The sequence below is a fragment of the Streptomyces sp. Y7 genome, from assembly GCF_043195415.1.
Taxonomy (GTDB): Bacteria; Actinomycetota; Actinomycetes; order Streptomycetales; family Streptomycetaceae; genus Streptomyces.
The window spans coordinates 155,661-177,083 of the sequence record NZ_JBIDDQ010000012.1 but is presented as its reverse complement, the minus strand read 5'-3'; the positions used below and the strand labels follow the sequence as shown (position 1 = coordinate 177,083).

General features: G+C 70.5%; 17 protein-coding genes and 1 pseudogene. 8 read left to right on the top strand and 10 right to left on the bottom strand.

The genetic code is table 11. The annotated features are described in order from the left end of the window. Window positions 1–17: 17 nt before the first annotated feature. Genes bla through ACGFW6_RS27340 form a run of 3 tightly spaced genes read left to right on the top strand, consistent with a single transcriptional unit; the run spans window position 18 to window position 2,405 of the window. Window positions 18–884 (top strand): class A beta-lactamase, encoded by an 867-nt coding sequence (gene bla, locus ACGFW6_RS27350; protein WP_393515283.1) that lies wholly within the window; start codon window positions 18–20, stop codon window positions 882–884. 58 nt (window positions 885–942) lie between these two features. After that, the gene (locus tag ACGFW6_RS27345) at window positions 943–1,467 is read left to right on the top strand and encodes a SigE family RNA polymerase sigma factor (RefSeq protein ID WP_393515136.1); all 525 of its coding nucleotides are present in this window, start codon (window positions 943–945) and stop codon (window positions 1,465–1,467) included. Beyond that, window positions 1,464–2,405, top strand: a complete 942-nt coding sequence (locus ACGFW6_RS27340; protein WP_393515133.1) for a hypothetical protein — start codon at window positions 1,464–1,466, stop codon at window positions 2,403–2,405. The genes ACGFW6_RS27345 and ACGFW6_RS27340 overlap by 4 nt, the downstream gene beginning before the upstream one ends. 67 nt (window positions 2,406–2,472) lie before the next feature. Here the strand turns inward: ACGFW6_RS27340 and ACGFW6_RS27335 are convergent, their stop codons facing one another. The 4 genes from ACGFW6_RS27335 to ACGFW6_RS27320 all read right to left on the bottom strand — a co-directional run bounded on the left by ACGFW6_RS27335 (window position 2,473) and on the right by ACGFW6_RS27320 (window position 6,877). Next, window positions 2,473–2,889 carry a helix-turn-helix transcriptional regulator gene (locus ACGFW6_RS27335; RefSeq protein ID WP_393515280.1) on the bottom strand — a complete coding sequence of 139 codons (417 nt, stop codon included), beginning with the start codon at window positions 2,887–2,889 and terminating at the stop codon, window positions 2,473–2,475. 180 nt (window positions 2,890–3,069) lie between these two features. Next, entirely contained in the window at window positions 3,070–5,433 is a 2,364-nt protein-coding gene (locus ACGFW6_RS27330; protein ID WP_393515130.1) for an ATP-binding cassette domain-containing protein, read from the bottom strand. A gap of 64 nt (window positions 5,434–5,497) precedes the next feature. Beyond that, entirely contained in the window at window positions 5,498–5,908 is a 411-nt protein-coding gene (locus tag ACGFW6_RS27325; RefSeq protein ID WP_393515127.1) for a VOC family protein, read from the bottom strand. Between the two features lie 237 nt (window positions 5,909–6,145). Then, window positions 6,146–6,877 (bottom strand): FadR/GntR family transcriptional regulator, encoded by a 732-nt coding sequence (locus ACGFW6_RS27320; RefSeq protein WP_393515124.1) that lies wholly within the window; start codon window positions 6,875–6,877, stop codon window positions 6,146–6,148. Between the two features lie 248 nt (window positions 6,878–7,125). Between ACGFW6_RS27320 and ACGFW6_RS27315 the strand changes: the two genes are divergently transcribed. Genes ACGFW6_RS27315 through ACGFW6_RS27295 form a run of 5 tightly spaced genes read left to right on the top strand, consistent with a single transcriptional unit; the run spans window position 7,126 to window position 13,759 of the window. Next, complete coding sequence (locus tag ACGFW6_RS27315; protein WP_393515121.1) at window positions 7,126–8,754, top strand: ABC transporter substrate-binding protein; 1,629 nt, start codon at window positions 7,126–7,128, stop codon at window positions 8,752–8,754. A 10-nt stretch (window positions 8,755–8,764) separates the two neighbouring features. Then, window positions 8,765–9,724: an ABC transporter permease gene (locus ACGFW6_RS27310; RefSeq protein WP_393515118.1), complete on the top strand. Its 960-nt coding sequence runs from the start codon at window positions 8,765–8,767 to the stop codon at window positions 9,722–9,724. After that, window positions 9,721–11,709, top strand: a complete 1,989-nt coding sequence (locus ACGFW6_RS27305) for a dipeptide/oligopeptide/nickel ABC transporter permease/ATP-binding protein (RefSeq protein WP_393515115.1) — start codon at window positions 9,721–9,723, stop codon at window positions 11,707–11,709. Before ACGFW6_RS27310 ends, ACGFW6_RS27305 begins: the two co-directional genes overlap by 4 nt. Further along, window positions 11,706–12,824, top strand: coding sequence for an oligopeptide/dipeptide ABC transporter ATP-binding protein (locus ACGFW6_RS27300; protein WP_393515112.1), 1,119 nt, complete (start codon window positions 11,706–11,708; stop codon window positions 12,822–12,824). Before ACGFW6_RS27305 ends, ACGFW6_RS27300 begins: the two co-directional genes overlap by 4 nt. Before the next feature lie 2 nt (window positions 12,825–12,826). Next, window positions 12,827–13,759 carry a dihydrodipicolinate synthase family protein gene (locus ACGFW6_RS27295; RefSeq protein WP_393515109.1) on the top strand — a complete coding sequence of 311 codons (933 nt, stop codon included), beginning with the start codon at window positions 12,827–12,829 and terminating at the stop codon, window positions 13,757–13,759. A 3-nt stretch (window positions 13,760–13,762) separates the two neighbouring features. Here ACGFW6_RS27295 and ACGFW6_RS27290 read toward each other — a convergent pair whose 3' ends face one another. From ACGFW6_RS27290 to ACGFW6_RS27265, 6 genes and pseudogenes are all read right to left on the bottom strand, one after another. Further along, entirely contained in the window at window positions 13,763–14,953 is a 1,191-nt protein-coding gene (locus tag ACGFW6_RS27290) for an exo-alpha-sialidase (protein WP_393515107.1), read from the bottom strand. Window positions 14,954–14,991: 38 nt separating this feature from the next. Next, on the bottom strand, window positions 14,992–15,597 hold the full coding sequence (locus tag ACGFW6_RS27285; protein WP_393515277.1) for a response regulator: 606 nt from the start codon (window positions 15,595–15,597) through the stop codon (window positions 14,992–14,994). A gap of 287 nt (window positions 15,598–15,884) precedes the next feature. Then, window positions 15,885–17,060 (bottom strand): annotated as a pseudogene (locus tag ACGFW6_RS27280) (sensor histidine kinase); the annotation flags it as partial. Window positions 17,061–17,163: 103 nt separating this feature from the next. Then, complete coding sequence (locus ACGFW6_RS27275) at window positions 17,164–19,245, bottom strand: MMPL family transporter (protein WP_393515105.1); 2,082 nt, start codon at window positions 19,243–19,245, stop codon at window positions 17,164–17,166. A 342-nt stretch (window positions 19,246–19,587) separates the two neighbouring features. Then, the gene (locus ACGFW6_RS27270; protein ID WP_393515103.1) at window positions 19,588–20,133 is read right to left on the bottom strand and encodes an NUDIX hydrolase; all 546 of its coding nucleotides are present in this window, start codon (window positions 20,131–20,133) and stop codon (window positions 19,588–19,590) included. Between the two features lie 69 nt (window positions 20,134–20,202). Then, window positions 20,203–21,258 carry a TIR domain-containing protein gene (locus tag ACGFW6_RS27265; protein WP_393515101.1) on the bottom strand — a complete coding sequence of 352 codons (1,056 nt, stop codon included), beginning with the start codon at window positions 21,256–21,258 and terminating at the stop codon, window positions 20,203–20,205. Window positions 21,259–21,423 lie beyond the last annotated feature (165 nt).

Here is a 21,423-nt window from a genome sequence, read left to right as displayed (position 1 = left end):
GAGCGAAGGAGACCGAGATCCTAGGCCGACGCACCCTGCTCACCGCGGGCACCGCCACCGCCGCCGCGCTCCTCACCGGCGCCCCTGCCCACGCCACCCCCGACCGCCTGCGCGAACTGGAGCGGCAGCACGGCGCCCGGCTGGGCGTGTTCGCGTACAACGTCCGTACGAGAAAGACCGTCACCCACCGCGCCGACGAGCTGTTCCCGATGTGCTCGGTGTTCAAGACGCTCGCCTCCGCGGCCGTCCTGCGGGACCTCGACCGGGACGGCGCGTTCCTCCGCCGCCGTATCCACTACACGGAGGCGGACCTGCCGAAGTCCGGCTCCGACAAGACCAGGGAGCACCTGGCCGAGGGCATGACCGTCGCCGAGCTGTGCGAGGTCGCCATCACCTTCAGCGACAACGGCGCGGGCAACCTCCTGCTGCGCGAACTCGGCGGCCCCACCGCCATCACCCGCTTCGCCCGCTCCCTGGGCGACCCGGTGACCCGCCTCGACCGCTGGGAGACGGAGCTCAACTCGGCGGAGCCGTGGCGGGTCACGGACACCACGAGCCCCCGCGCGATCGGCCGCACCTACGGCCGGCTCGTCCTCGACGACGACGCCCTGAACCGCCCGGACCGCGGCCTGCTCACCCACTGGCTGCTGAGCAACACCACCAGCGGCAAACGCTTCCGCGCGGGGCTGCCCAAGACCTGGACCGTCGCGGACAAGACGGGTTCGGGCTCGTACGGCACCACCAACAACGTCGGCGTCGCCTGGACCCCCGACGGCGCGCCGGTCGTCCTCGCCGTCCTGTCGACCAAGCCCGCGCAGGACGCGGCGTGGGACGACGCCCTGATCGCGGAGACGGCCGCGCTGCTCTCGGACATGCTCGTCTGACCCACCGGGCAACCGATTCCTCGCCCTCGGTGGTCTGGAGGGCGAGGGAGGGTGCTTGATGAAGGCCGAACAAGAGGCCCAGTTCCAGGAGTTCGTCAGGGCGCGGTGGTCCCACCTGGTGCGGACCGCGTATCTCCTCACCGGTGACGCGCACCACGCCGAGGACCTGACACAGACGGCGCTGGCGAAGGCGTACCGCTCATGGCGGCGGGTGGCGCGGGCCGACAACCCCGAGGCGTACGTCCGGCGGATGCTGGTCAGCTGCAACAGCGACCGGTTCCGCAAGCGGCGGGTCGCCGAGGCGCTGACGGCCGCGCCGCCCGAGGTGGCGGGGCGCGACGAGGGCTACACGGGTGTGGACGAGCGCGGTGCGCTCGTGAGCGCGCTGGCCCAACTGCCGCCCAGGCAACGGGCGGTGGTCGTCATGCGCTACTGGGAGGACCTGTCGGAGTCGGAGGTCGCCGAGGTGCTCGGCTGCTCCGTCGGCACGGTCAAGAGCCAGGCGTCGAAGGGGCTGGCGAAATTGCGTGCGTGTCCGGGGCTCGACCGGATGACGCCGTCCGGGCAGGGAGGCACCAGGTGAACGACGACGAGCAGCGGCAGGAAGCGGACGACGAGCGGGACTTCGAGGGGCGGCTGCGGGAGCTGCTCGCCGAGGACGCGTACACGATCCGGCCCTCGCCGGCGCCGTATCCGGCGATCCGCGGGCGGGGCGTGGTCGAGCGGCGGCGCCGGGTGGCCGCGGCGGGGGCGGTGCTGGTCACGCTGGTGGCGATGCCGGTCGGGGCGTACGCGCTGAGCGGCGGGGGGCCGGGCACGCACACGGCCGCGACCCCGACGCCGTCGGCCAGTGCCTCGCGGGCCACCACGCCCCCACCGTCCCCGACACCGACCGGGCCGGCGCGGCCGGCCACGCCGGGGCAGTTGCTGGACGGCATCACCTTCGAGCAGGCGACGGACGGGCTGGAGAGCTGCCTGGACTACAGCCGGTCCGGGCCCACCCACCCCGGCGACACCGACCTGGGCGGGGCCGACGGCTACCGGATCGTCCTGGCGATGAACTCGACCGGTGACTCCAACGCGCCGGGCGACGGCATGTACGTCGTCGCCGTGAAGGACGAGCCGCGGATGACCCGGCTGATCTGCAACATCAAGGACGGCGAGACCCAGGGCCTGAACACCAGCGTCGGCAACGACGCCGACGCCATCCCGGACGAGGGCCCGGTCTTCGTCGACCCCAACAACGGCAAGCTCTACCAGCAGTCGTTCCTCGACCGAGGGAACTGGAAGCTGCCGTTCCGCTGGGGCCTGATCGGCACGGTCAAGCCGTCGGTGGCCAAGGTGACGGTCTCCTACGGCGACTCCGCCGCCGAGGCCGTCCTCGACCATGGCTGGTTCGTGGCGTCCGGCGTCCTCGACGAGCAGGTCACCCTGGCACCCCACATCAAGGGCTACGACGCGGGCGGCAAGCTGATCTACGACTCCGACGAGGACAAGTACTACGAGCGGACCCTGCCGTAGCGGCACTGCGCGCACGGCACCGACGGGTCGGGGGCGCCGCACCGGGGACGGCGCCCCCGACCCGTCGTCATGCCGAGCGCTGACCGTCGTCCGGCGCCACTCCGTTGACCGCGGCCGCGAGGCTGAACGGCGCCGGCCGGTTCCTGAGCGGCCTGGTCACCTGCTTGGCCACGCACGACGGCATGCCGTCCGTCGCGTCCGCCGCCTGCCGCCGGTAGGCGCTGGGCGACATGCCGACCAGCTCCGTGAAGCGGGTGCTGAAGGTGCCGAGGGACGAACAGCCGACCTCGAAGCACACCTCGGTGACGCTGCGGTCACCGCGGCGCAGCAGGGCCATGGCCCGCTCGATGCGCCGCGTCATCAGGTAGCTGTAGGGCGACTCGCCGTACGCGGCCCGGAACTCGCGGCTGAGGTGGCCCGCCGACATGTGCACGCCCCGTGCCAGCGCCTCGACGTCCAGCGGCTGCGCGTACTCCCGGTCCATCCGGTCACGGACGCGGCGCAGCGCGACGAGGGTGCTCAGGCGCTGTTCGTCGGACGTCGATCGGCTGGATCCCACACCCGTATCCTCCCGGGCCGGCTCCCACCCCGTCCACTCCCGCGACCGGCGGGAGCGGGACGAGAGCAGGGCCAGCACCGGTGCGGCGTCTATGCACATCGCCGCTCAGCCGCCGACGTAGGCCGCGAGGTGCTCACCGGTGAGGGTGGAGCGCCCTGCGACGAGGTCGGCGGGGGTGCCCTCGAAGACGATCCGGCCACCGTCGTGACCGGCGCCGGGACCGAGGTCGATGATCCAGTCGGCGTGCGCCATCACGGCCTGGTGGTGCTCGATGACGATGACCGACTTGCCGGAGTCGACGAGCCGGTCGAGCAGGCCGAGCAGTTGCTGGACGTCGGCGAGGTGGAGGCCGGTGGTCGGCTCGTCGAGGACGTAGACGCCGCCCTTGTCCCCCATGTGCGTGGCCAGCTTCAGCCGCTGCCGCTCACCGCCGGACAGCGTGGTCAGCGGCTGGCCGAGGGTGAGGTAGCCGAGCCCGACGTCCGCCATCCGCTCGACGATCTTGTGCGCGGCAGGGATGCGCGCCTCGCCCGCGCGGAAGAACTCCTCCGCCTCGGTCACCGACATCGCGAGCACCTCGCTGATGTCCCGGCCGCCGAGGTGGTACTCCAGCACCGAGGCGTCGAACCGCTTGCCCTCGCAGTCCTCGCAGGTGGTGGCGACGGACTGCATGATCGCCAGGTCGGTGTAGATGACGCCGGCGCCGTTGCAGGTGGGGCAGGCGCCCTCGGAGTTGGCGCTGAACAGGGCCGGCTTGACGCCGTTGGCCTTGGCGAAGGCCTTGCGGATCGGGTCGGCCAGTCCGGTGTACGTCGCCGGGTTGCTGCGCCTGGAGCCGCGGATCGGGGTCTGGTCGACCGACACGACACCCTCGTCGGAGGGGATCGAGCCGTGCACGAGCGAGCTCTTGCCGGAGCCGGCGACGCCGGTGACGACGGTCAGCACGCCGAGCGGGATGTCGACGTCGACGTCCTGGAGGTTGTTCGCGCCCGCGCCGCGGATCGCCAGCGTGCCGGTGGCCTTGCGGACCGTGTCCTTCAGGGTCGCCCGGTCGTCGAGGTGGCGCCCGGTGACCGTGTCACTCTTGCGCAGCCCCGCCAGCGTGCCCTCGAAGCACACGGTGCCGCCCGCCGTGCCCGCGCCGGGGCCGAGGTCCACGACATGGTCGGCGATGGCGATCGTCTCCGGCTTGTGCTCGACCACGAGCACGGTGTTGCCCTTGTCCCGCAGGCGCAGCAGCAGGTTGTTCATGCGCTGGATGTCGTGCGGGTGCAGACCGATGGTGGGCTCGTCGAAGACGTACGTGACGTCGGTGAGCGAGGAGCCGAGGTGGCGGATCATCTTGGTGCGCTGCGCCTCACCGCCGGACAGCGTGCCCGAGGCCCGGTCGAGGGAGAGATAGCCGAGACCGATCTCCACGAACGAGTCGAGGGAGTGCTGGAGCTTGGCGAGCAGCGGCGCGACCGAGGGCGCCTTCAGCCCGCGCACCCATTCGGCCAGGTCACGGATCTCCATCGCGCAGGCGTCGGCGATGTTCACCTTGCCGATCTTCGAGGAGCGGGCCAGCTCGCTGAGCCGGGAGCCGCCGCAGTCGGGACACTCGGCGAAGGTGACCGCCCGGTCCACGAAGGCCCTGATGTGCGGCTGCATCGACTCGCGGTCCTTGGACAGGAAGGTCTTCTGCAGCTTGGGGATCAGGCCCTCGTAGGTGAGGTTCACCCCGTTGATCTTGACCTTGGTCGGCTCCCGGTACAGGAAGTCGTGCCGCTCCTTCTTGGTGTACTTCGCGATCGGCTTCTCCTTGTCGAAGAAGCCCGACTCGGCGATGACCCGCACGACCCACCCGTCTCCCGTGTAGGTGGGGATGGTGAACGGGTCCTCGGACAGCGACTTGGTCTCGTCGTAGAGCTGCGTGAGGTCGATGTCGGAGACCCGGCCCCGGCCCTCGCAGTGCGTGCACATGCCGCCGGTGCGGCTGAAGGAGACCTTCTCGGTCTTGGTCTTGTCGGCGCCCCGGTCGACGGTGAAGCCGCCCTGCGCCGAGACCGAGGCGACGTTGAAGGAGTACGCGGCCGGCGGGCCGATGTGCGGCTTGCCGAGCCGGCTGAAGAGGATCCGCAGCATCGCGTTGGCGTCGGTGGCGGTACCGACGGTGGAGCGCGGGTCGGAGCCCATGCGCTGCTGGTCGACGGTGATGGCGGTGGTCAGGCCGTCCAGGACGTCGACCTCGGGCCGCGCGAGGTTCGGCATGAACCCCTGCAGGAACGCGCTGTACGTCTCGTTGATCAGCCGCTGCGACTCGGCGGCGATCGTGTCGAACACCAGCGAGCTCTTGCCCGAGCCGGAGACCCCGGTGAACACCGTCAGCCGGCGCTTGGGGATCTCGATGCTGACGTCCTTGAGGTTGTTCTCCCGCGCGCCGTGCACCCGGATCAGTTCGTGGCTGTCGGCAACGTGCGGCTCGGTCATCGTGAGGTCTCCATCTGCAACTCGGTCGGGAACGCGGCCGGCGAGGGCGCGGGGCGGGACGGGCTCAGCCCCGCTGCTGGATACGGACCAGGTTGCCCGCGGGGTCGCGGAAGGCACAGTCGCGGATGCCGTACGGCTGGTCGGTGGGCTCCTGGACGACCTCGGCGCCGCTCGCCTGCACCTTCTCGAAGGTGTCGTCGACGTTCCCGGTGGCCAGCAGGATCCAGCCGTAGGTGCCCTTGGCCATCATCTCGGCGATGACGCGGCGCTCGTCGTCGGTGACGCCGGGGTCCGCGGCGGGGGGCGCGAGCAGGATGGACGTGCCGGGCTGGCCGGCCGGCCCGACCGTGATCCAGCGCATCTTGTCCTGTCCCACGTCGGTGCGCACCTCGAAGCCGAGGGCGTCACGGTAGAAGGCCAGGGAGGCGTCCGGGTCGTCGTGCGGAAGAAAACTGGCGTGAATGCTGATGTCCATGCCCGTCACGCTAGCCGTGGCCCGGTGGCAGCGCTTCTCGATTCCTGACCCCCTTCTCCCCGGGGGCTGGCGCCCCCGGACCCCCGCATCGGCCTGAACGGCCTCGTCCTCAAACGCCGGACGGGCTGAAGAAACCCAGCCCCTCCGGCGTTTGAGGAGCGGGGTCCGGGGCGGAGCCCCAGAAGGACGGGACGGGTAGGGGCGGCGGGGGCGAGGAGGACTCCCGGGGGCTCTGGTTCACCCCGGCTCGCGCCCCGCCCTCGCCGCGATCCCCCGGAAATGGACGGCCATCGCCCGCTGCGCTCCCTCCACGTCCCCGGCCCGCAGCGCCGTCACGATGTCGCGGTGCCATCGGGCCGTGAGGTCGGGGGACGGATCGTCCGGACGGCCGCGGGCCCCGTTCACACGACGGAAGACCGTCCAGAACGCGGCGAGCAACTGCGGCACCAGGTCGTTGCCGAGACAGGCGTAGAGCAGCTCGTGGAACTCGCGGTCCAGCTCGGGAAAGGGCCGCCCGGCCCGCCCCGCCGCCTCCATCCGGGACACGACCGCTTCCAGCCGGTCCAGCTCGCCCTCGCTCACCGTCGCCGCCACCCGCCGGATCAGCCCCTCCTCCAGTACCTCGCGCACCTGGAGGATCTCGGCGAGGGCACCGGTGTCGTGGTCGTGCCGGGCGAGCGTGCGGAAGGTCAGCCCGTCGATCAGCGGAGTGAGCGAGGCCTGGCCGACATACGTCCCGTAGCCGTGCCGGATCTCGACGATGTCGAGGGCCTGGAGCGCCTTGAGCGCCTCGCGCACGGAGTTGCGGCTGACGCCGAGGTCCTCCATGAGCTCGGCCTCGGTGGGCAGGAGAGCGCCCGCCTGGAGCCTGCGGTCGATGATCAGCTGCATGACCTGGCGCTGGATCCGGCTGTTCCTGGACTCCTCGGACGTACGACTGTTCCTGGGCTGCCCGGGCATGCGGCGCATCGTACGCGCACCCGGACGTCCCACGTCCCATGTCTCCCGTAAACGCCCCTGACGGGGGGTCAACTCGCGCCATTTCACTACGCCATTGGTCCGACCTGTGGCAGATGCGCCATTCGTGTGAGATCCCTTGACCGCCCTCATCGCCCCACCTATGGTCGCGCTGACCGTCAGGACGTAGGACGTCGTATCTCCTCGCTTCTCCTCGCACCACCCATCGCCGGAGCACACCACCCACCGCTGGAGGAACCGTGCGCGACGTGACCCACGACGTGCCGGCGCTGCACCGCCGGTCGTTCCTGAAGTACACCGGCGCGCTGGGCGCGGCCGCCGCCGTCTCCGCGTCGCTGTCGGCCTGCTCGTCGGGGCCGGAGTCCACGAACGAGACCGGTGGGGGCGGTGGCGCGAACCGGACCCTCACCGCAGTGATCGGCTACGGCAACGACGGCAGCTGGGACCCCACCCAGACGGCGTCCGCCTTCTGCATGGCCGCCAACAACCACATCTACGAGGGTCTCCTCGACACCGACCCGATCTCCCGCGAGCCGTACGCCGCGCTCGCCACCCAGGTGCCGGCCGACCCGAACGCCACGTCGTGGAAGTTCACCCTGCGCGCCGGCGCCAAGTTCCACGACGGCAAGCCGGTCACCGCCGACGACGTGGTCTTCGTCTTCGACCGGATCCTCGACCCGAAGACCCAGACCCTCGCCAAGGGCTTCTTCGTGAGCTGGCTGAAGGAAGTGCGCAAGATCGACGCGCAGAACGTCGAGCTGGTGCTGAAGTTCCCGTTCCCGGACGGGCTCTCGCGGCTCACCCTCGCCAAGATCATGCCGAAGCACGTGTTCTCCCAGCCGGGCGCCTGGGACGAGGCCATCAAGGGCAAGGCGATCGGCTCGGGGCCGTACATCCAGTCCGCGCACCACCCGAAGTCCAACACCACTTTCGAGGCGTTCGCGGACTACAACGGTCCGCGCAAGGCCGCCTTCAAGAAGATGAACTGGCTGACGATCGTGGACGCCGCGCCGCGCGTGGCGAGGATCTCGGGGGCCAGCGCCGGCGCGCAGATCGCCGACAACATCCCGTACGCCAACGTCGGGCAGCTGGAGAGCGGCGGGCTGACGGTCGCGGGCGGCGCGGGGATGAACAACCTGTTCCTGATGTTCAACACCAAGCACAAGCCCTTCGACGACGTGCGGGTCCGCCAGGCCCTGCACTACGCCATCGACACCGGCAAGATGATCGAGGTCGCCCTCAAGGGGCACGGGAAGCCGTCGTCGTCCTTCCTCAACCAGTCCAACCCCAGCTTCCGGCCCGCCAAGACGGTCTACGACTACGACCCGGACAAGGCGAAGGCGCTGCTGAAGGAGGCCGGGGTCAGCGGGCTGGAGATCGAGATCCTGGCGGTGAACGTCAGCTGGATCGTGGACTGCCTGCCGACCATCAAGTCGTCCTGGGACGCGATCGGCGTCAAGACGACCCTCTCCCCGCAGGAGACCACGGCCGTCTTCACCAAGATGGACCAGAAGCAGGACTACCAGGTCGTCGCCGCCGCCTCGAACCCCAACCAGTTCGGCCTCGACGCCGATCTGATCATGCATTACAACTACGGGCCCGAGAACCTGTGGATGCAGTACACGCGGTGGGCCGACAACTCCGTCGCCAAGGCGCTGTTCAAGGACATGGACCGGGCCACCCAGGAGTCGGACGCCGAGAAGAAGAAGACGATGGTCCAGGACTACATCGACATCGTCGCCGAGCAGGCCGTCCTCTACCCGGTCGTGCACAACGAGCTGATGACCGCGTGGAACCCGAAGGAGCTCACCGGGATAAGGGCACAGCCGTACCCCGGCATCAACCTCCTCCAGGCCAAGTGGGCCTAGGAGCCACTGAGTGATCACCGTCGTCAGGATCCTGGCCAGGCGCGTTCTGCTGCTCGTGCCGCTGATGCTGGGCATCGTGCTGTTCGTGTTCCTGGTCATGCGGTTCTCGGACGTCGACCCGGCGTCCGCGTTCTTCCAGGGCGCCAACCCGACGCCCCAGCAGCTGCACGACTTCCGTGAGCAGAACGGCCTGCTGGATCCCCTGCCCGTCCGCTACGTCGCCTTCATCGGTGACCTGCTCCACGGCGACATGGGCACCAGCGCCCTGACCCGGGGCGCGGTCGTCGACCAGGTCATGACCGCGCTGCCGCTGACCATCCAGCTCACGTTCCTGGGCCTCGGCATCGCGGTCGTCCTGTCGCTGGTCGGCGGCGTCACCGCGGCCATCTACCGCGACCGCCTGCCCGACCAGATCATCCGCGTCGTCTCCCTCACCGGGGTCGCCGCCCCCGGCTTCTGGCTGGCGCTGCTGATGATCCAGTACCTCGCCGTCGACCTCGGCTGGTTCCCGACCGGCGGCTACATCAACCCGGCCGACTCCTTCACCGGCTGGCTGAAGACGATGACCCTGCCCGCCCTGGCGCTGTCGCTGCCGGTGGCCGCGCAGCTGACCCGGATCGTGCGCACCTCGGTGGTGGAGGAACTGGACAAGGACTACGTCCGCACGGCGATCGGCAGCGGCCTGCCGCCGCGGGTCGTCGTCGGCCGGAACGTGCTGCGCAACGCCCTGATCAATCCGCTGACCGTGCTCGGACTGCGCGTCGGCTATCTGCTGGGCGGCGCGGTCGTCATCGAGACGATCTTCTCCCTGCCCGGGATGGGCAAGCTGATGATCGACGCGGTGAAGAACGGTGACCCGGCCGTGGTCCAGGGCGTCGTCATCACCACGGCGATCGGCTTCGTCGTCGTCAACCTCGTCATCGACATCCTGTATCTGCTGGTCAACCCGCGACTGCGGGAGGCGACGTGACGTTCAACCGCAAGCGCCTGGCCGAGGCACTGTCCCGGCCAGGCATCCGGCTGCGCGGCTGGCGCAAGCTGCCGCCGCTGTCGAAGGTGGCCGTCTGCTTCCTGGCCGTCGTCGTCCTGGTGGCGCTGTTCGCCCCGCTGCTCGCCCCGCACGACCCGCTCGACCAGCAGCCGCCGGTCGACGGCACCGGTCATCCGTCCGCCGAGCACTGGATGGGCCAGGACAGCCTGGGCCGCGACATCCTGAGCCGGCTGATGTACGGGGCCCGCTGGTCGCTGGCGATCGGGCTCGGCGCGACCGCGCTCGCGCTCGTCGTCGGCGCCCTGATCGGCGCCGTCGCGGCGACTTCGCGCAAGGCGGTGGACGAGACGCTGATGCGCTGCCTGGACGTGGTGATGGCGTTCCCGGGCATCGCGCTGGCCGCCGTGCTCGTCGCCGTCTTCGGCGGCGGCATCACCGTCCTGATCTGCGCAATCGCCTTCCTGTTCACCCCGCCCGTGGCCCGGGTGGTCCGGGCGAACGTCCTCGACCAGTACGGCGAGGACTATGTGACGGCGGAACGGGTCATCGGCGCCCGCACCCCGCACATCGTCATCAAGCACGTGGCGATCAACTGCGCCGCGCCGGTGCTGGTGTTCTGCACCGTGCAGGTGGCGGAGGCGATCGTCTTCGAGGCGTCGCTGTCCTTCATCGGCGCGGGCGTGCGGCCGCCGGACCCGTCCTGGGGCAGCGTCATCGCGGACGGCAAGAACATGGTGCTCACCGGCGGCTGGTGGGCGACCGTCTTCCCCGGGCTGCTGATGCTGGTGACGGTCCTGTGCCTGAACATCCTCTCCGAGGGCGTCTCGGACGCGTGGGCGGCGCCGTCCGCGCGCGAGGTCGACGTGCAGGAACAGCACGACCGGCTGGAGGCACCCGAGCCGGGCAGCGGTGAGGTGCTCCAGCTGCCCGGGCTCACGCAGGCGGCGGCCCGGCTGCGGTCCCGGGCCCGGCCATTGCCCGCGGGCCGGCTGCCGGTGCTCGCGGTGGAGCACCTGGCCATCGGGTTCGAGGGCCGGCACAACGGTGTGGACATCGTCGACGGCATCAGCTTCGAGGTGCAGCCGGGCGAGGTGCTGGGCCTGGTCGGCGAGTCGGGCTGCGGGAAGTCGCTGACCGCGCTCGCGGTGATGGGCCTGGAGCCGAAGGGCGCCCGGGTCCGCGGCCATGTGCGGTTCAACCAGCGCCAGTTGGTGGGCGAGCCGATGCGCGTACGGCGCAAGCTGCTGGGCCACGAGATGGCGATGATCTACCAGGACGCCCTGTCGTCCCTGAACCCGGCGATGACGATCCGCTCACAGCTCAAGCAGGTCGTGCGCCGCGGCGGCCGGCGCGGCCCGCACGAACTGCTCACGCTGGTCGGACTCGACCCCGAACGCACCCTGCGCAGCTATCCGCACGAGCTCTCCGGCGGCCAGCGCCAGCGCGTCCTGATCGCCATGGCCCTGTCCCGGGACCCGAAGCTGATCGTCGCCGACGAACCGACGACCGCGCTGGACGTCACCGTGCAGGCGCAGATCATAGAGCTGCTGCTCAGGCTGCGGGAGGAGCTCGGCTTCGCCCTGATCCTGGTCTCGCACGACCTCGCGCTGATCGCGGACGTCACCGACCGGGTGGTCGTGATGTACGGCGGGCAGATCGTGGAGACCGGCGTGACCTCCGACCTGGTGGAGGCGCCGGCGCACCACTACACCCGCGGTCTGCTCGGCAGCGTGCTGTCGCTGGAGTCGGCGCAGGAGCGGATGACACAGATCAAGGGCGTGGTCCCCTCCCCCGCCGACTTCCCGGCGGGCTGCCGCTTCGCGGACCGCTGCCCGCTGGCGAGCGAGGAGTGCCGTACGAACGCGCCGGTCCTGGTGGGGACACCGACGCACACGGCGGCCTGCCATCACCCGGCGATCCTTCTGGCGCCGACGGACCGCTCGGAGAGCGAGGCGGTGACATGAGCGCGAGCGAGATCGACGCGGACGGCACGGGCGACGTGGGCGGCACGGGCGACGTGGCCCTGGGCAAGGTGGGCACGGCCGGCGCGGAGCGGGGGGCGGGCGCGCTGGTGGAGCTGTCCGACGCGCACGTCGTGCACAAGGCGCGCAGCGGCGGGCTGTTCACCCGGGACAAGGTGTACGCCCTGACCGGCGCCGACCTCACCATCGCGCCCGGCGAGACGGTGGGCGTGGTCGGCGAGTCGGGGTGCGGCAAGTCGACGCTGGCGAAGGTCCTGGTGGGCGTGCAGCGGCCGACGTCGGGGAGCGTGGCGTTCCGGGGGCGTGACCTGTGGGCGATGACGCCGGCCGAGCGCAGGACGGCGGTGGGGGCCGGCACGGGCATGATCTTCCAGGACCCCTCGACGGCGCTGAACCGCCGGCTGCCGGTCCGCCAGATACTGCGGGACCCGCTGGACGTGCACGAACGCGGCACGAAGCGCGAGCGTGAGGACCGGGTGCGGGAACTGATGTCCCTGGTGGGCCTGCCGCGCGCGCTGACCGACGCCCTGCCCGGCCAGTTGTCGGGCGGTCAGCGCCAGCGCGTCGCCATCGCCCGCGCGCTGGCCCTGGACCCCGACCTGGTGGTGGCGGACGAGCCGACGAGCGCCCTGGACGTGTCGGTGCGCGCCCAGATCCTGAACCTCCTGCTGGACCTGAAGGAGCGGCTGGGTCTGGCGCTCGTCTTCGTCTCGCACGACATCCAGACGGTGCGGCGGATGAGCGACCGGGTGATCACGATGTACCTGGGCAGGATCGTCGAGGAGGCCCCGGCGGCCCGCGTCACCGACGGCTCCCGGCACCCGTACACCCGCGCCCTGTTCTCCGCCACCCCCGGCCTGCTGGACCCGATCGACCCGATCCCGCTGGTCGGGCCGGTCCCGTCGGCGACCCGGCCGCCGAGCGGATGCCCCTTCCGGACGAGATGCTGGAAGGCGGACGGGGTATGTGCGGACGTGATGCCCGAGTTCTCGGCCACGTCGAGCCCCGCGCACCGTTACAGGTGTCACCATCCAGTGGAGGAGGGCGAGGCCACCCGCGACCTCGTACGACAGAGCCACAGTTCCAGGGAGCCCTGACCATGATCCCCACCCCGCTCACCGGTGTCGTCCCGCCTGTCTGCACGCCCCTGACACCGGACCGCGAGGTGGACGTCCCGTCACTGCGCAGGCTGATCGACCATCTGACGGACGCCGGGGTGCACGGCCTGTTCGTGCTGGGCTCGACGTCGGAGGTGGCGTATCTGACGGACCGGCAGCGGCGGCTGGTGGTGGAGACGGCCGTGGAGCACACAGCCGGCCGGCTCCCGGTCCTGGCCGGCGTGATCGACATGACGACGCCGCGGGTCCTGGACCACGTACGGCAGGTCACGGAGGCGGGCGCGGACGCCGTCGTGGCGACCGCGCCCTTCTACGCGCGCACCCATCCCGCCGAGATCGCCCACCACTACCGCCTGATCGCGGCCGCCTGCCCGGTCCCGGTCATCGCCTACGACCTGCCGTCCGCCGTGCACACCAAGCTGCCCGCCGAGGTGGTCCTGGACCTCGCCGCCGAAGGCGTGCTGGCGGGGCTGAAGGACTCCAGCGGCGATCTGGCCGGTTTCCGCGAGGTCGTCATGGGCGTGCGCAACCGGCCCGGCCTCAAGGGCTTCAGCGTGCTCACCGGCTCCGAGCTCATGGTCGACGCGGCCCTCGCGGTCGGCGCCGACGGGGCGGTGCCGGGGCTCGCCAACGTCGACCCGGCCGGGTACGTCCGCCTCGACCGCCTGTACCGCTCCGGCGACCGGGAGTCGGCCCGTGCCGAGCAGGAACGCCTGTGCGCCCTGTTCGGCATGGTGACGGTCGGCGACCCGGAGCGGATGGGCGGCAGCTCGTCCGCGCTGGGCGCGTTCAAGGCGGCCCTGCACCTCAGGGGCGTCATCGACTGCCCGGCGACAGCGGAACCCCAGGTACCGCTGTCGCCGGAGGAGGTGGAACGGGTGGGGAAGTTCCTGGCCGGAGCGGGGCTGCTGTAGCCGCTAGCCCAGATCGCTCACCGGCAGCCGACGGAACTCGATGGTCTCGTACGTGCCCGCCTGCCCCGTCTCGTACAGCAGCCCCACCGTGTGCCGGTCGAGCCGCACCAGGTCGGAGTAGGCCGCCCGCTGCTGGGACAGCGTCAGCACCTTCGTGAAGGTCGCCCCGCCGTCCGTGCTGCGCCACACCGCCATCGACTGGCGGGCGGTGGGGACGGACGGGCCGGAGAAGAGCAACGGGGCCCCGGTGCCCGGGAGTTGGAGGACGCTGCCCTCCACCACCGGCACGTCGTTCAGCGTGGGCTGGACCGTGTAGGGGCGGTCCAGGGTCTCGCCGCCGTCGCTGGAGACGCTGTCGAGGCGGTTGCCCGCGCTCGTGCCGAGCTGGTCGCGGGAGTTGAAGTACACCCTGCCGTCGGGGAGTTCGGCGGCGGTGGACTCGTTGGCGTTGCTGTAGCCGTCATAGGTCTCGTCGACGAAGCCGGTCTGCCAGGTGCGTCCGCCGTCGTCGCTGTAGATGGCGTGGGCGCCGTAGTACTTGGCTTCCTGCCCCGTGTCGGAGGAGCCCGCCGGCGGGGCCACCGAGTGGTTCGACGGGACCACCAGGCGCCCCGCGTGCGGGCCGCGCCGGAGCGCGATGGCGTGCCCGGGGCCGGTCGCGTACCAGCGCCAGTTCGCCGGCTTCACGTCCGTCGTGACATCGCGCGGGGAGCCGAAGGTGCGGCCGTCGTCCGTGCTGCGCTGCACGAACACCCGGCGGCTCTGCTCCGCCGTCGCCTCGCCCCGCATGATCTGGGCCTCCGTCACATCCCCGCTGTTGTAGGACGTGACCAGTACGACCGCGCCGGTGCGCGGATCGACCACCGGCGCCGGGTTGCCCCGCGTGTCGCCCTCCCCGGCGGCGACCACGGACTGCGCACCCCAGGTGCAGCCGCCGTCGAGGGACCGTCTGAGGACGACATCGATGTCGCCGGTGTCACCGGCTCCGTCGTGCCGGCCCTCGGCGAAGGCCAGCACCGTGCCCCGCGCGGTCGTGATCGTGGCCGGGATGCGGTACGTGTCGTAGCCGCCCTCTCCCGAGACGTACGGGACGGAGGACGTGCAGCCGGTGTCCGCCGAGGCGGTTCCGGCGGCGGTGAGCGGAGTGGTCAGGAGTACTGCGGTGGCCAGGAGTGTGCGGCTCAGGATGGTCATCGAGCTCCCTTGACGGAGGGTCAGACATTACCTGTCCGTCACAGGCTCCCCGGTGTCACCATCCCTGACTCATACGCCACGATGACCAGCTGTGCCCGGTCCCGCGCCCCCAGCTTGCCCATGATGCGGCTGACATGGGTCTTGGCCGTGAGGGGACTGAGTCCCAACGCTTCCGCTATCTCCGTGTTGTTGAGTCCACGCGCGACCAACGTCAGCACTTCGCGTTCACGTTCGGACAGACATTCGGGTCCACCGGCCGCCGGTGCGGAAGGGCTGCGCAGGAACCGCTCGATCAGCCGTGCCGTCGGCCCCGGCGACAGCAGGGAGTCGCCCGCGGCCACGGTACGGATGGCGTCGAGGAGTTCGGCCGGGCGGGTGTCCTTGACGAGGAACCCGGAGGCGCCGGCGCGCAGCGCGTCCACGATGTTCTCGTCGGTGTCGTAGGTGGTCAGGACCAGCACGCGCACCCCGGCCAGGTCCTCGTCGGCCGCGATCAGCCGGGTCGCCTCGATGCCGTCGAGGTCGGGCATGCGGATGTCCATGACGACGAGGTCGGCGCGCGAACCGCGGGCGAGTTCCGCGGCTTCCCGGCCGGTGGCCGCCTGGCCGACGACCTCCATGTCCGGGGCCGACTCGACCAGCATGGCGAACGCCTCCCGCACGAGCGTCTGGTCGTCGGCGAGCAGGACGCGGATCACCGCTCCCCCTCCGGGCCGGTCCCGACGGGCAGTCCGGTCTCCCTGGGCAGTCCGCTGCCGCCGCGCGGCCCGGTCTCCGTGGGCAGTCGGGTCCCGCTGTGTGGCCCGGTCTCCTTGGGCGGTCCGGTGCCGGTGTCCGACTCGGCCTCCTTGGGCACTCCGGTCCCGCTGCCTGACCCGGTCTCCTTGGGCGGTCCGGTGTCCGACCCGGTCTCCTTGGGTGGTCCGGTGCCGGTGGACGGGCCGGTGCCCGTGGGCAGTACGGCGCTCACCTCGAAACCCCCCTCGTCGCGCGGCCCGGCGTCGAGTGTGCCACCGACGCTGCGGGCCCGCTCACGCATCCCGACCAGGCCGTAGCCCGGGGACCGTCCGGCGGGGGCGGGGCAGGGGCCGTCGTCGGTGACCGACAGACGCAGGGCGCCCCGCTCCTCGTACAGCGCGACGCGCACGGCCGGTTCGGGCCCCGCGTGCCGGACGGCGTTCGTCAGCGCCTCCTGCACGATCCGGTAGGCCGCGGCGCCCACGGCGGGCGGTGCCTCCCGCACCCGTACGTCCGAGACGACCCGCGCTCCCGCGAGCCGCGCCGTCTCCACCAGGTCCGGCACTCCGTCCAGCCCGGGCAACGGGCCGCGGGTGTCCCCCGAGACGCCCTGTTCGCGCAGCACGTCCAGCGTGCCGCGCACCTCACCGCGTGCCGTCCGGCAGGTCTCGGCGATGTCGTCGAGCGCCTTGGCGATCGTCGCGCGGTCCAGCCGCTCCGGGTCGGCCGCCAGTACATGTGCGGCCACCGACGTCTGCACGCCGATGAGGGTGATGCTGTGGGCGAGCAGGTCGTGCAGGTCCCGGGCGATGCGCAGGCGCTCCTCGGCGACGCGCCGGCGGGCCTCCTCCTCGCGGGTGCGTTCGGCGCGTTCGGCGCGCTCGACGATGGCGGCGACGTACTGGCGGTAGTAGCGGACGTCGATGCCGCAGAAGAGGACGGCGATGATCCAGCCGGAGATGCGCAGGAGTTCGAGGGCCTGGTGCGTGTTGACGGTGAGCATCACGCTCAGGGAGACGCCGAGCACCGTGGCCCCGGTCAGGACCGTGCGCAGGGGGCGCTGGGTGACGGCGACCGTGTAGAGCGCGACGTAGGACGCCGGGGTCGGCGCGAGGTGGTTGTTGTCGAGGCCGTGGTACGGCACGACCAGGGCGACGAGCGCCGCGAGCACGAGCAGCGGGTGCCGGCGCCGCCACACCAGCGGCACGTTGCAGGCGATCAGCAGCGTCCAGCCGAGGGCGTCGGGGCGCCGGCCGTCGTCGGTGAACAGGGCCATGCACACGGCGACGACGACGAGCACCGCCGCGAGCACGGCGTCGTTGCGGGTGCCGTGCGGGGCGGTGCGGGGGTCGCGGTTGATCGCCGCCATGATCCGGTCGCCGACGCCGGGCCGTTCCTGTGTCCTGTCTGCCTGCACGGGCTCATCCTCCGCGATGGGGGCGCCCCTCCGGGAGGGAGGGGCGCCCGTGGGTTCAGTGGGCGGACGCGGCCATGCGCTCCGGTTCCTTCGGCGGAACCGGCTGCTGCACCCGGGACAGCGGGCCCGGCCACCACACCTTGCGCCCGAGCGCGACGCTGGCGCTGGTGACCAGGTAGGTGCGGACCAGGAAGGTGTCCAGGAGCACGCCGACCGCGATGACGAAGCCCAGCTCGACGAGTGGCACCAGCGGCATGCTGGTGAGCACGGCGAAGGTGGCGGCGAGGACGAGTCCGGCGGAGGCGATGACGCCGCCCGTGGTGCGCAGCGCGGTGAGTGCCGCGGAGACCGGTTCGGCGCCGTTCAGGCACTCCTCGCGCATCCGGTGCATCAGGAAGATGCCGTAGTCGACGCCGAGGGCCACGAGGAACACGAAGGAGAGCAGTCCCAGCCCCGGATCGGTGCCCTCGAAGCCGAAGACCGGCCCGAAGACGAGTCCGCCGATGCCGAGCGCCGCGGCCCACACCGCGACCACGGCCGCCACCAGGATCAGCGGGGCGACGACCGAGCGCAGCAGGGCGACGAGGATCAGCAGCACGGACAGCAGCACGATCGGTACGACGACGAGGCGGTCGCGGGCGTTGGTGTCCTTCAGGTCGAGTTGCTGGGCGCTGGGCCCGCCGACGTAGGAGCCGTCGAGCCGCTCGCGCAGGGCCTCGATGGTGGCGGTCTCCCCGGCGGACTGGGGCGGTGCGGTGGCCAGGACGGAGATCTCGGTCCAGCCGTCTCCGGTACGGCCCTTCTGTGCGCTGTCGACGCCCCGCGTGTCCCGGATCGAGGCGAGGCCGGCCTCGGCCCGGTCCTCGGGTGTGATGACGCTGATGGGCTGGGTGCCGCGCTCGGGGTAGGCCCGGGCGAGGGTCTCCATGGCGGCGACCGCGTCGGGCTTGGAGGTGAAGGAGTCCTCCTGCTTGAGGTTGCCGGGCAGGCTGAGGGTGCCGAGGGCGAGGGCGCCGAGCAGGACGGCGCCGCCCGCGAGGACGGTGAGGGGCCGGCGTCCGGCCGAGCCGCCCATCGCCGTGAACAGGGACCGGCGGGCCTTGGGGGTGCTGCCGAAGCGGGGCACGAGCGGCCAGAACACGCGCCGGCCGAGCAGCACGAGGAGCGCGGGCAGCAGCGTCAGCATGGCGAGCAGGGCGCACAGCACGCCGACGGTGCCGAGCGGGCCCATCCCCCGGCTGGAGTTGAGGTCGGCGGCGAGCAGGCACAGCAGTCCGGCGGCGACGGTGCCGGAGGAGGCGAGCACGGCGGGGCCGCAGCCCTTGAGCGCGGCGACCATGGCGTCGTGGGGCCGCTCGATGCGCCGCAGTTCCTCCCGGTAACGGGAGACGAGCAGCAGCGCGTAGTCGGTCCCCGCTCCGAACACGAGAATCGTCATGATCCCGGAGCTCTGGCCGGAAACGGACGTCCCGAATCCCTGGTTGAGCCCGTAGGCGACGCCCATGGACAGGTAGTCGGCCATGCCCGCGACGGCGAGCGGCACCAGCCACAGGAACGGGCTGCGGTAGATGAGGATCAGCAGCAGCGCGACGACAGCGGCGGTGGTGTAGAGCAGCGGCCCGTCGAGCGAGTTGTAGACCTCGCTCGCGTCGGTGGCGAGCGCCCCCGACCCGCCGACGTCCACGCTCAGCCCGTCGTTCCCCCGCGCGATGTCCCTGATGTCGTTGACGAGCCGGTCGCGGGCGTCCTCGTCGGTACCCGGCTCGGTGCTGGCGACCGGGTACATCACCGTGGTCCCGTCCCGCGACGGCACACCCCGCGGCTCACCGGTGAGCTTGTGCTCCCCCGCGATCCGCTCGATCTGCGCGGCGGCGGTCGCCCTGTCCTCCGCGGTCAGCCCGCCGTCGCGGTGATACACGACGACCATCTCGGTGGCCTCCCCGCCGGGCAGCCGCTCCTGGATCCTGGCCACCTGCGTGGAGTCGGCACTGGCCGGCAGATAGTCGACGGCCCGGTCCCGCTGCACGTCCGCGAGCTTCGACGCGAACGGCGACACGACCGCCAGCACCACGATCCACAACCCGAGCACGAGCCAGGGCACACCCCGCCGCCGCACACTCGTCCCTACGGCCCCCATGAGACGGGCCCCCTTCCGGTCGGATGTCTGAGTCACTTCAAGACTTCCGGCCGGGGGGTGGTGAATCGTCGGGCGGGAGGGCGAGTTGGGGGCTACTGCGCGGGGTGTCCCGGCGCGGGGGTTACTCCCTGGGGAGTACTGCGACGGAACGCGGCAACCGCTTGGCGGGGGTGGCCGGTGGCCAGCGCGAGAAGAGCGAGTCTGCGCGGGCCCCAGCGTGCGTCGGGGTGATCTGCACCGAGCGTGCGGATGCCGTCGGCGTGATTCCCAGGCTTCGTTGCCGCGGGGGCTGCCGACAGAGGAGCGCTACGGGGCTGCGTTGCGTGGGCGGCCGGCGGAGCGTCAGGCTCCGCCACTCTTCACGGCGTTGCCCGCCAGGAGAAGCGCAGCAGCTGTCTCGATACCGCGGATCTCATGCCCGATTTTGCCGAGTGCTTCCGTCAGCGGCAAGGAGCACACGCTCATATCGAAATACTTCTCGATCAGCGTGTCACCGGGAGGAGCTGTGGTACCGACAAGTACAGAGGGGGCGAGAAAGAGATGGGCGTTCCTATTCGTCTCCGAGGGGAGGACGAAGTAGTCGCCGAGATCAACCAGGGTAGATTCGCGGGCTAGTTTGAACCCGGTTTCTTCCCATAGTTCGCGGAGGGCGGCGTCCCTGGGACTTTCTCCGCGCATGACAGTGCCAGCCGGAAGCTCAAGGGTGTACTTCTTGAGGTTGTAGCGGTATTGGCGGATGAGCACGACGTCTCCGTCGGCCGTGATCGGAACGATCATGACGCTGTGCGGCGTGTCGACGTAGTACCAGTCGATGTCTTCGCCGTCTGGCATACGGAGCTTCTCGCGGATGAACCGCTTGGGCCCTCCGGTGATCACCTCGGACTCCACCAATTCAGCATCGTGCATGGTGAGACCCGCAGCCGACTTGCGTGAGCGCCGTTTCAAAATATTCATCTTTCACCCCTTCCATGGCCTTGAATCGTCCCATACTTTCCGAAAGTGGCGGGCATAACGACCGAACATGCCATTGGATTCCGCGCTTTCTAGCTCAAATGTGGGCGTATTGTCACCCGAGATGTATCGAACATACGGCGTGATGAGAATGCGGTCGTCGCCTCGCACGATACTGACTGTGGGTGGCCCTTCATACACGTGCACCTGCATGGCGTCGCCGCATTCGCCGGCCATGACTTGGAAGCGGGCTAAGGCTGCCCTGATCCGCGGCGCAATGGTTCCCGAGGGATTCCCCTCTTCTCGATCAACCATCAGGGTTCCACTGTGAGCCGGGTCCAGGAGAAGTACACGAATTTTGCACCCCCTCCGGGCCGCGCTAGCCAGGAGTTCTGGGACGTCGTCGTCGTCAGCGTAACCGTGCTCGGCCATGCCGTAGAGCCAAATGTGCTGGCTGGCGCCACGCAATATCTCGTTCCACGTATACCGCGTCACTGACTTGCGTATCGGGTACGCCTTGATCAGGTCCGGAACACCGGGTGCTCGCACAGGAGATATCTTCGCCGCCTCCAGACCTCTCAAGACCTGATCTGCGGCGCCGCGGACTGCATCCGTCAGTTGCTTCAAGTAGGCGATCGGATCCGTTGCCGAGGAGGCCCCGTTGCACCGCGGGTTGTAGAACGTGAGCCACGTGACACCCAGGAGGTCAGTGGGTAGGGCCAGGGTGTTGGCGCAGTGGCTGCACATCAGCCCGAACGTACGGTCCCTGCCTACGGCTCCGATAAAGAGCCCCAGCTCGAATATGACGTTATCGCGGGGCGTCAGGGTCGCGTTTCCATCCCGCTCGCGAAGGTCATCGGCGGTCAGGACCAGGACGGCGCCGTCGATCTCAGACTGCGCGATTTCGTCCAGTCGCTCGATGGTGGTCTTGGAGACGGTGAAAGCGTTGTCGAACCAGGCGATTGGGGCCGCTGAGACAGATAATGCTTGGCGAAGCGAGTGCGCGATGTCCTTGGCTTCACCCGAGGAGCCGATGAAGATCCTCGGCTTGAATGTCACCATCGTCAGCGCCCCCTCGCCCGATGCCAGTACTCAGCCCACCTCGACAGTCTCACACCCAGGTGCCCGTTTTATGCATTTGAGAGAGAAGTGGAAGACAGGCTTAACACTGCTCGAGGCCCCGACCAGCTTGTCTGTCGACTTGGCGACCATGATCAGTCCTGTAAG

Excerpts from the sequence above, each read along its gene's own strand:
- ACGFW6_RS27345 (WP_393515136.1), top strand. The coding sequence starts at position 943 with ATGAAGGCCGAACAAGAGGCCCAGTTCCAGGAGTTCGTCAGGGCGCGG.
- ACGFW6_RS27335 (WP_393515280.1), bottom strand. The coding sequence starts at position 2,889 with ATGGACCGGGAGTACGCGCAGCCGCTGGACGTCGAGGCGCTGGCACGG.
- ACGFW6_RS27330 (WP_393515130.1), bottom strand. The coding sequence starts at position 5,433 with ATGACCGAGCCGCACGTTGCCGACAGCCACGAACTGATCCGGGTGCAC.
- ACGFW6_RS27325 (WP_393515127.1), bottom strand. The coding sequence starts at position 5,908 with ATGGACATCAGCATTCACGCCAGTTTTCTTCCGCACGACGACCCGGAC.
- ACGFW6_RS27320 (WP_393515124.1), bottom strand. The coding sequence starts at position 6,877 with ATGCGCCGCATGCCCGGGCAGCCCAGGAACAGTCGTACGTCCGAGGAG.
- ACGFW6_RS27300 (WP_393515112.1), top strand. The coding sequence starts at position 11,706 with ATGAGCGCGAGCGAGATCGACGCGGACGGCACGGGCGACGTGGGCGGC.
- ACGFW6_RS27295 (WP_393515109.1), top strand. The coding sequence starts at position 12,827 with ATGATCCCCACCCCGCTCACCGGTGTCGTCCCGCCTGTCTGCACGCCC.
- ACGFW6_RS27290 (WP_393515107.1), bottom strand. The coding sequence starts at position 14,953 with ATGACCATCCTGAGCCGCACACTCCTGGCCACCGCAGTACTCCTGACC.
- ACGFW6_RS27285 (WP_393515277.1), bottom strand. The coding sequence starts at position 15,597 with ATGCTGGTCGAGTCGGCCCCGGACATGGAGGTCGTCGGCCAGGCGGCC.
- ACGFW6_RS27275 (WP_393515105.1), bottom strand. The coding sequence starts at position 19,245 with ATGGGGGCCGTAGGGACGAGTGTGCGGCGGCGGGGTGTGCCCTGGCTC.
- ACGFW6_RS27265 (WP_393515101.1), bottom strand. The coding sequence starts at position 21,258 with ATGGTGACATTCAAGCCGAGGATCTTCATCGGCTCCTCGGGTGAAGCC.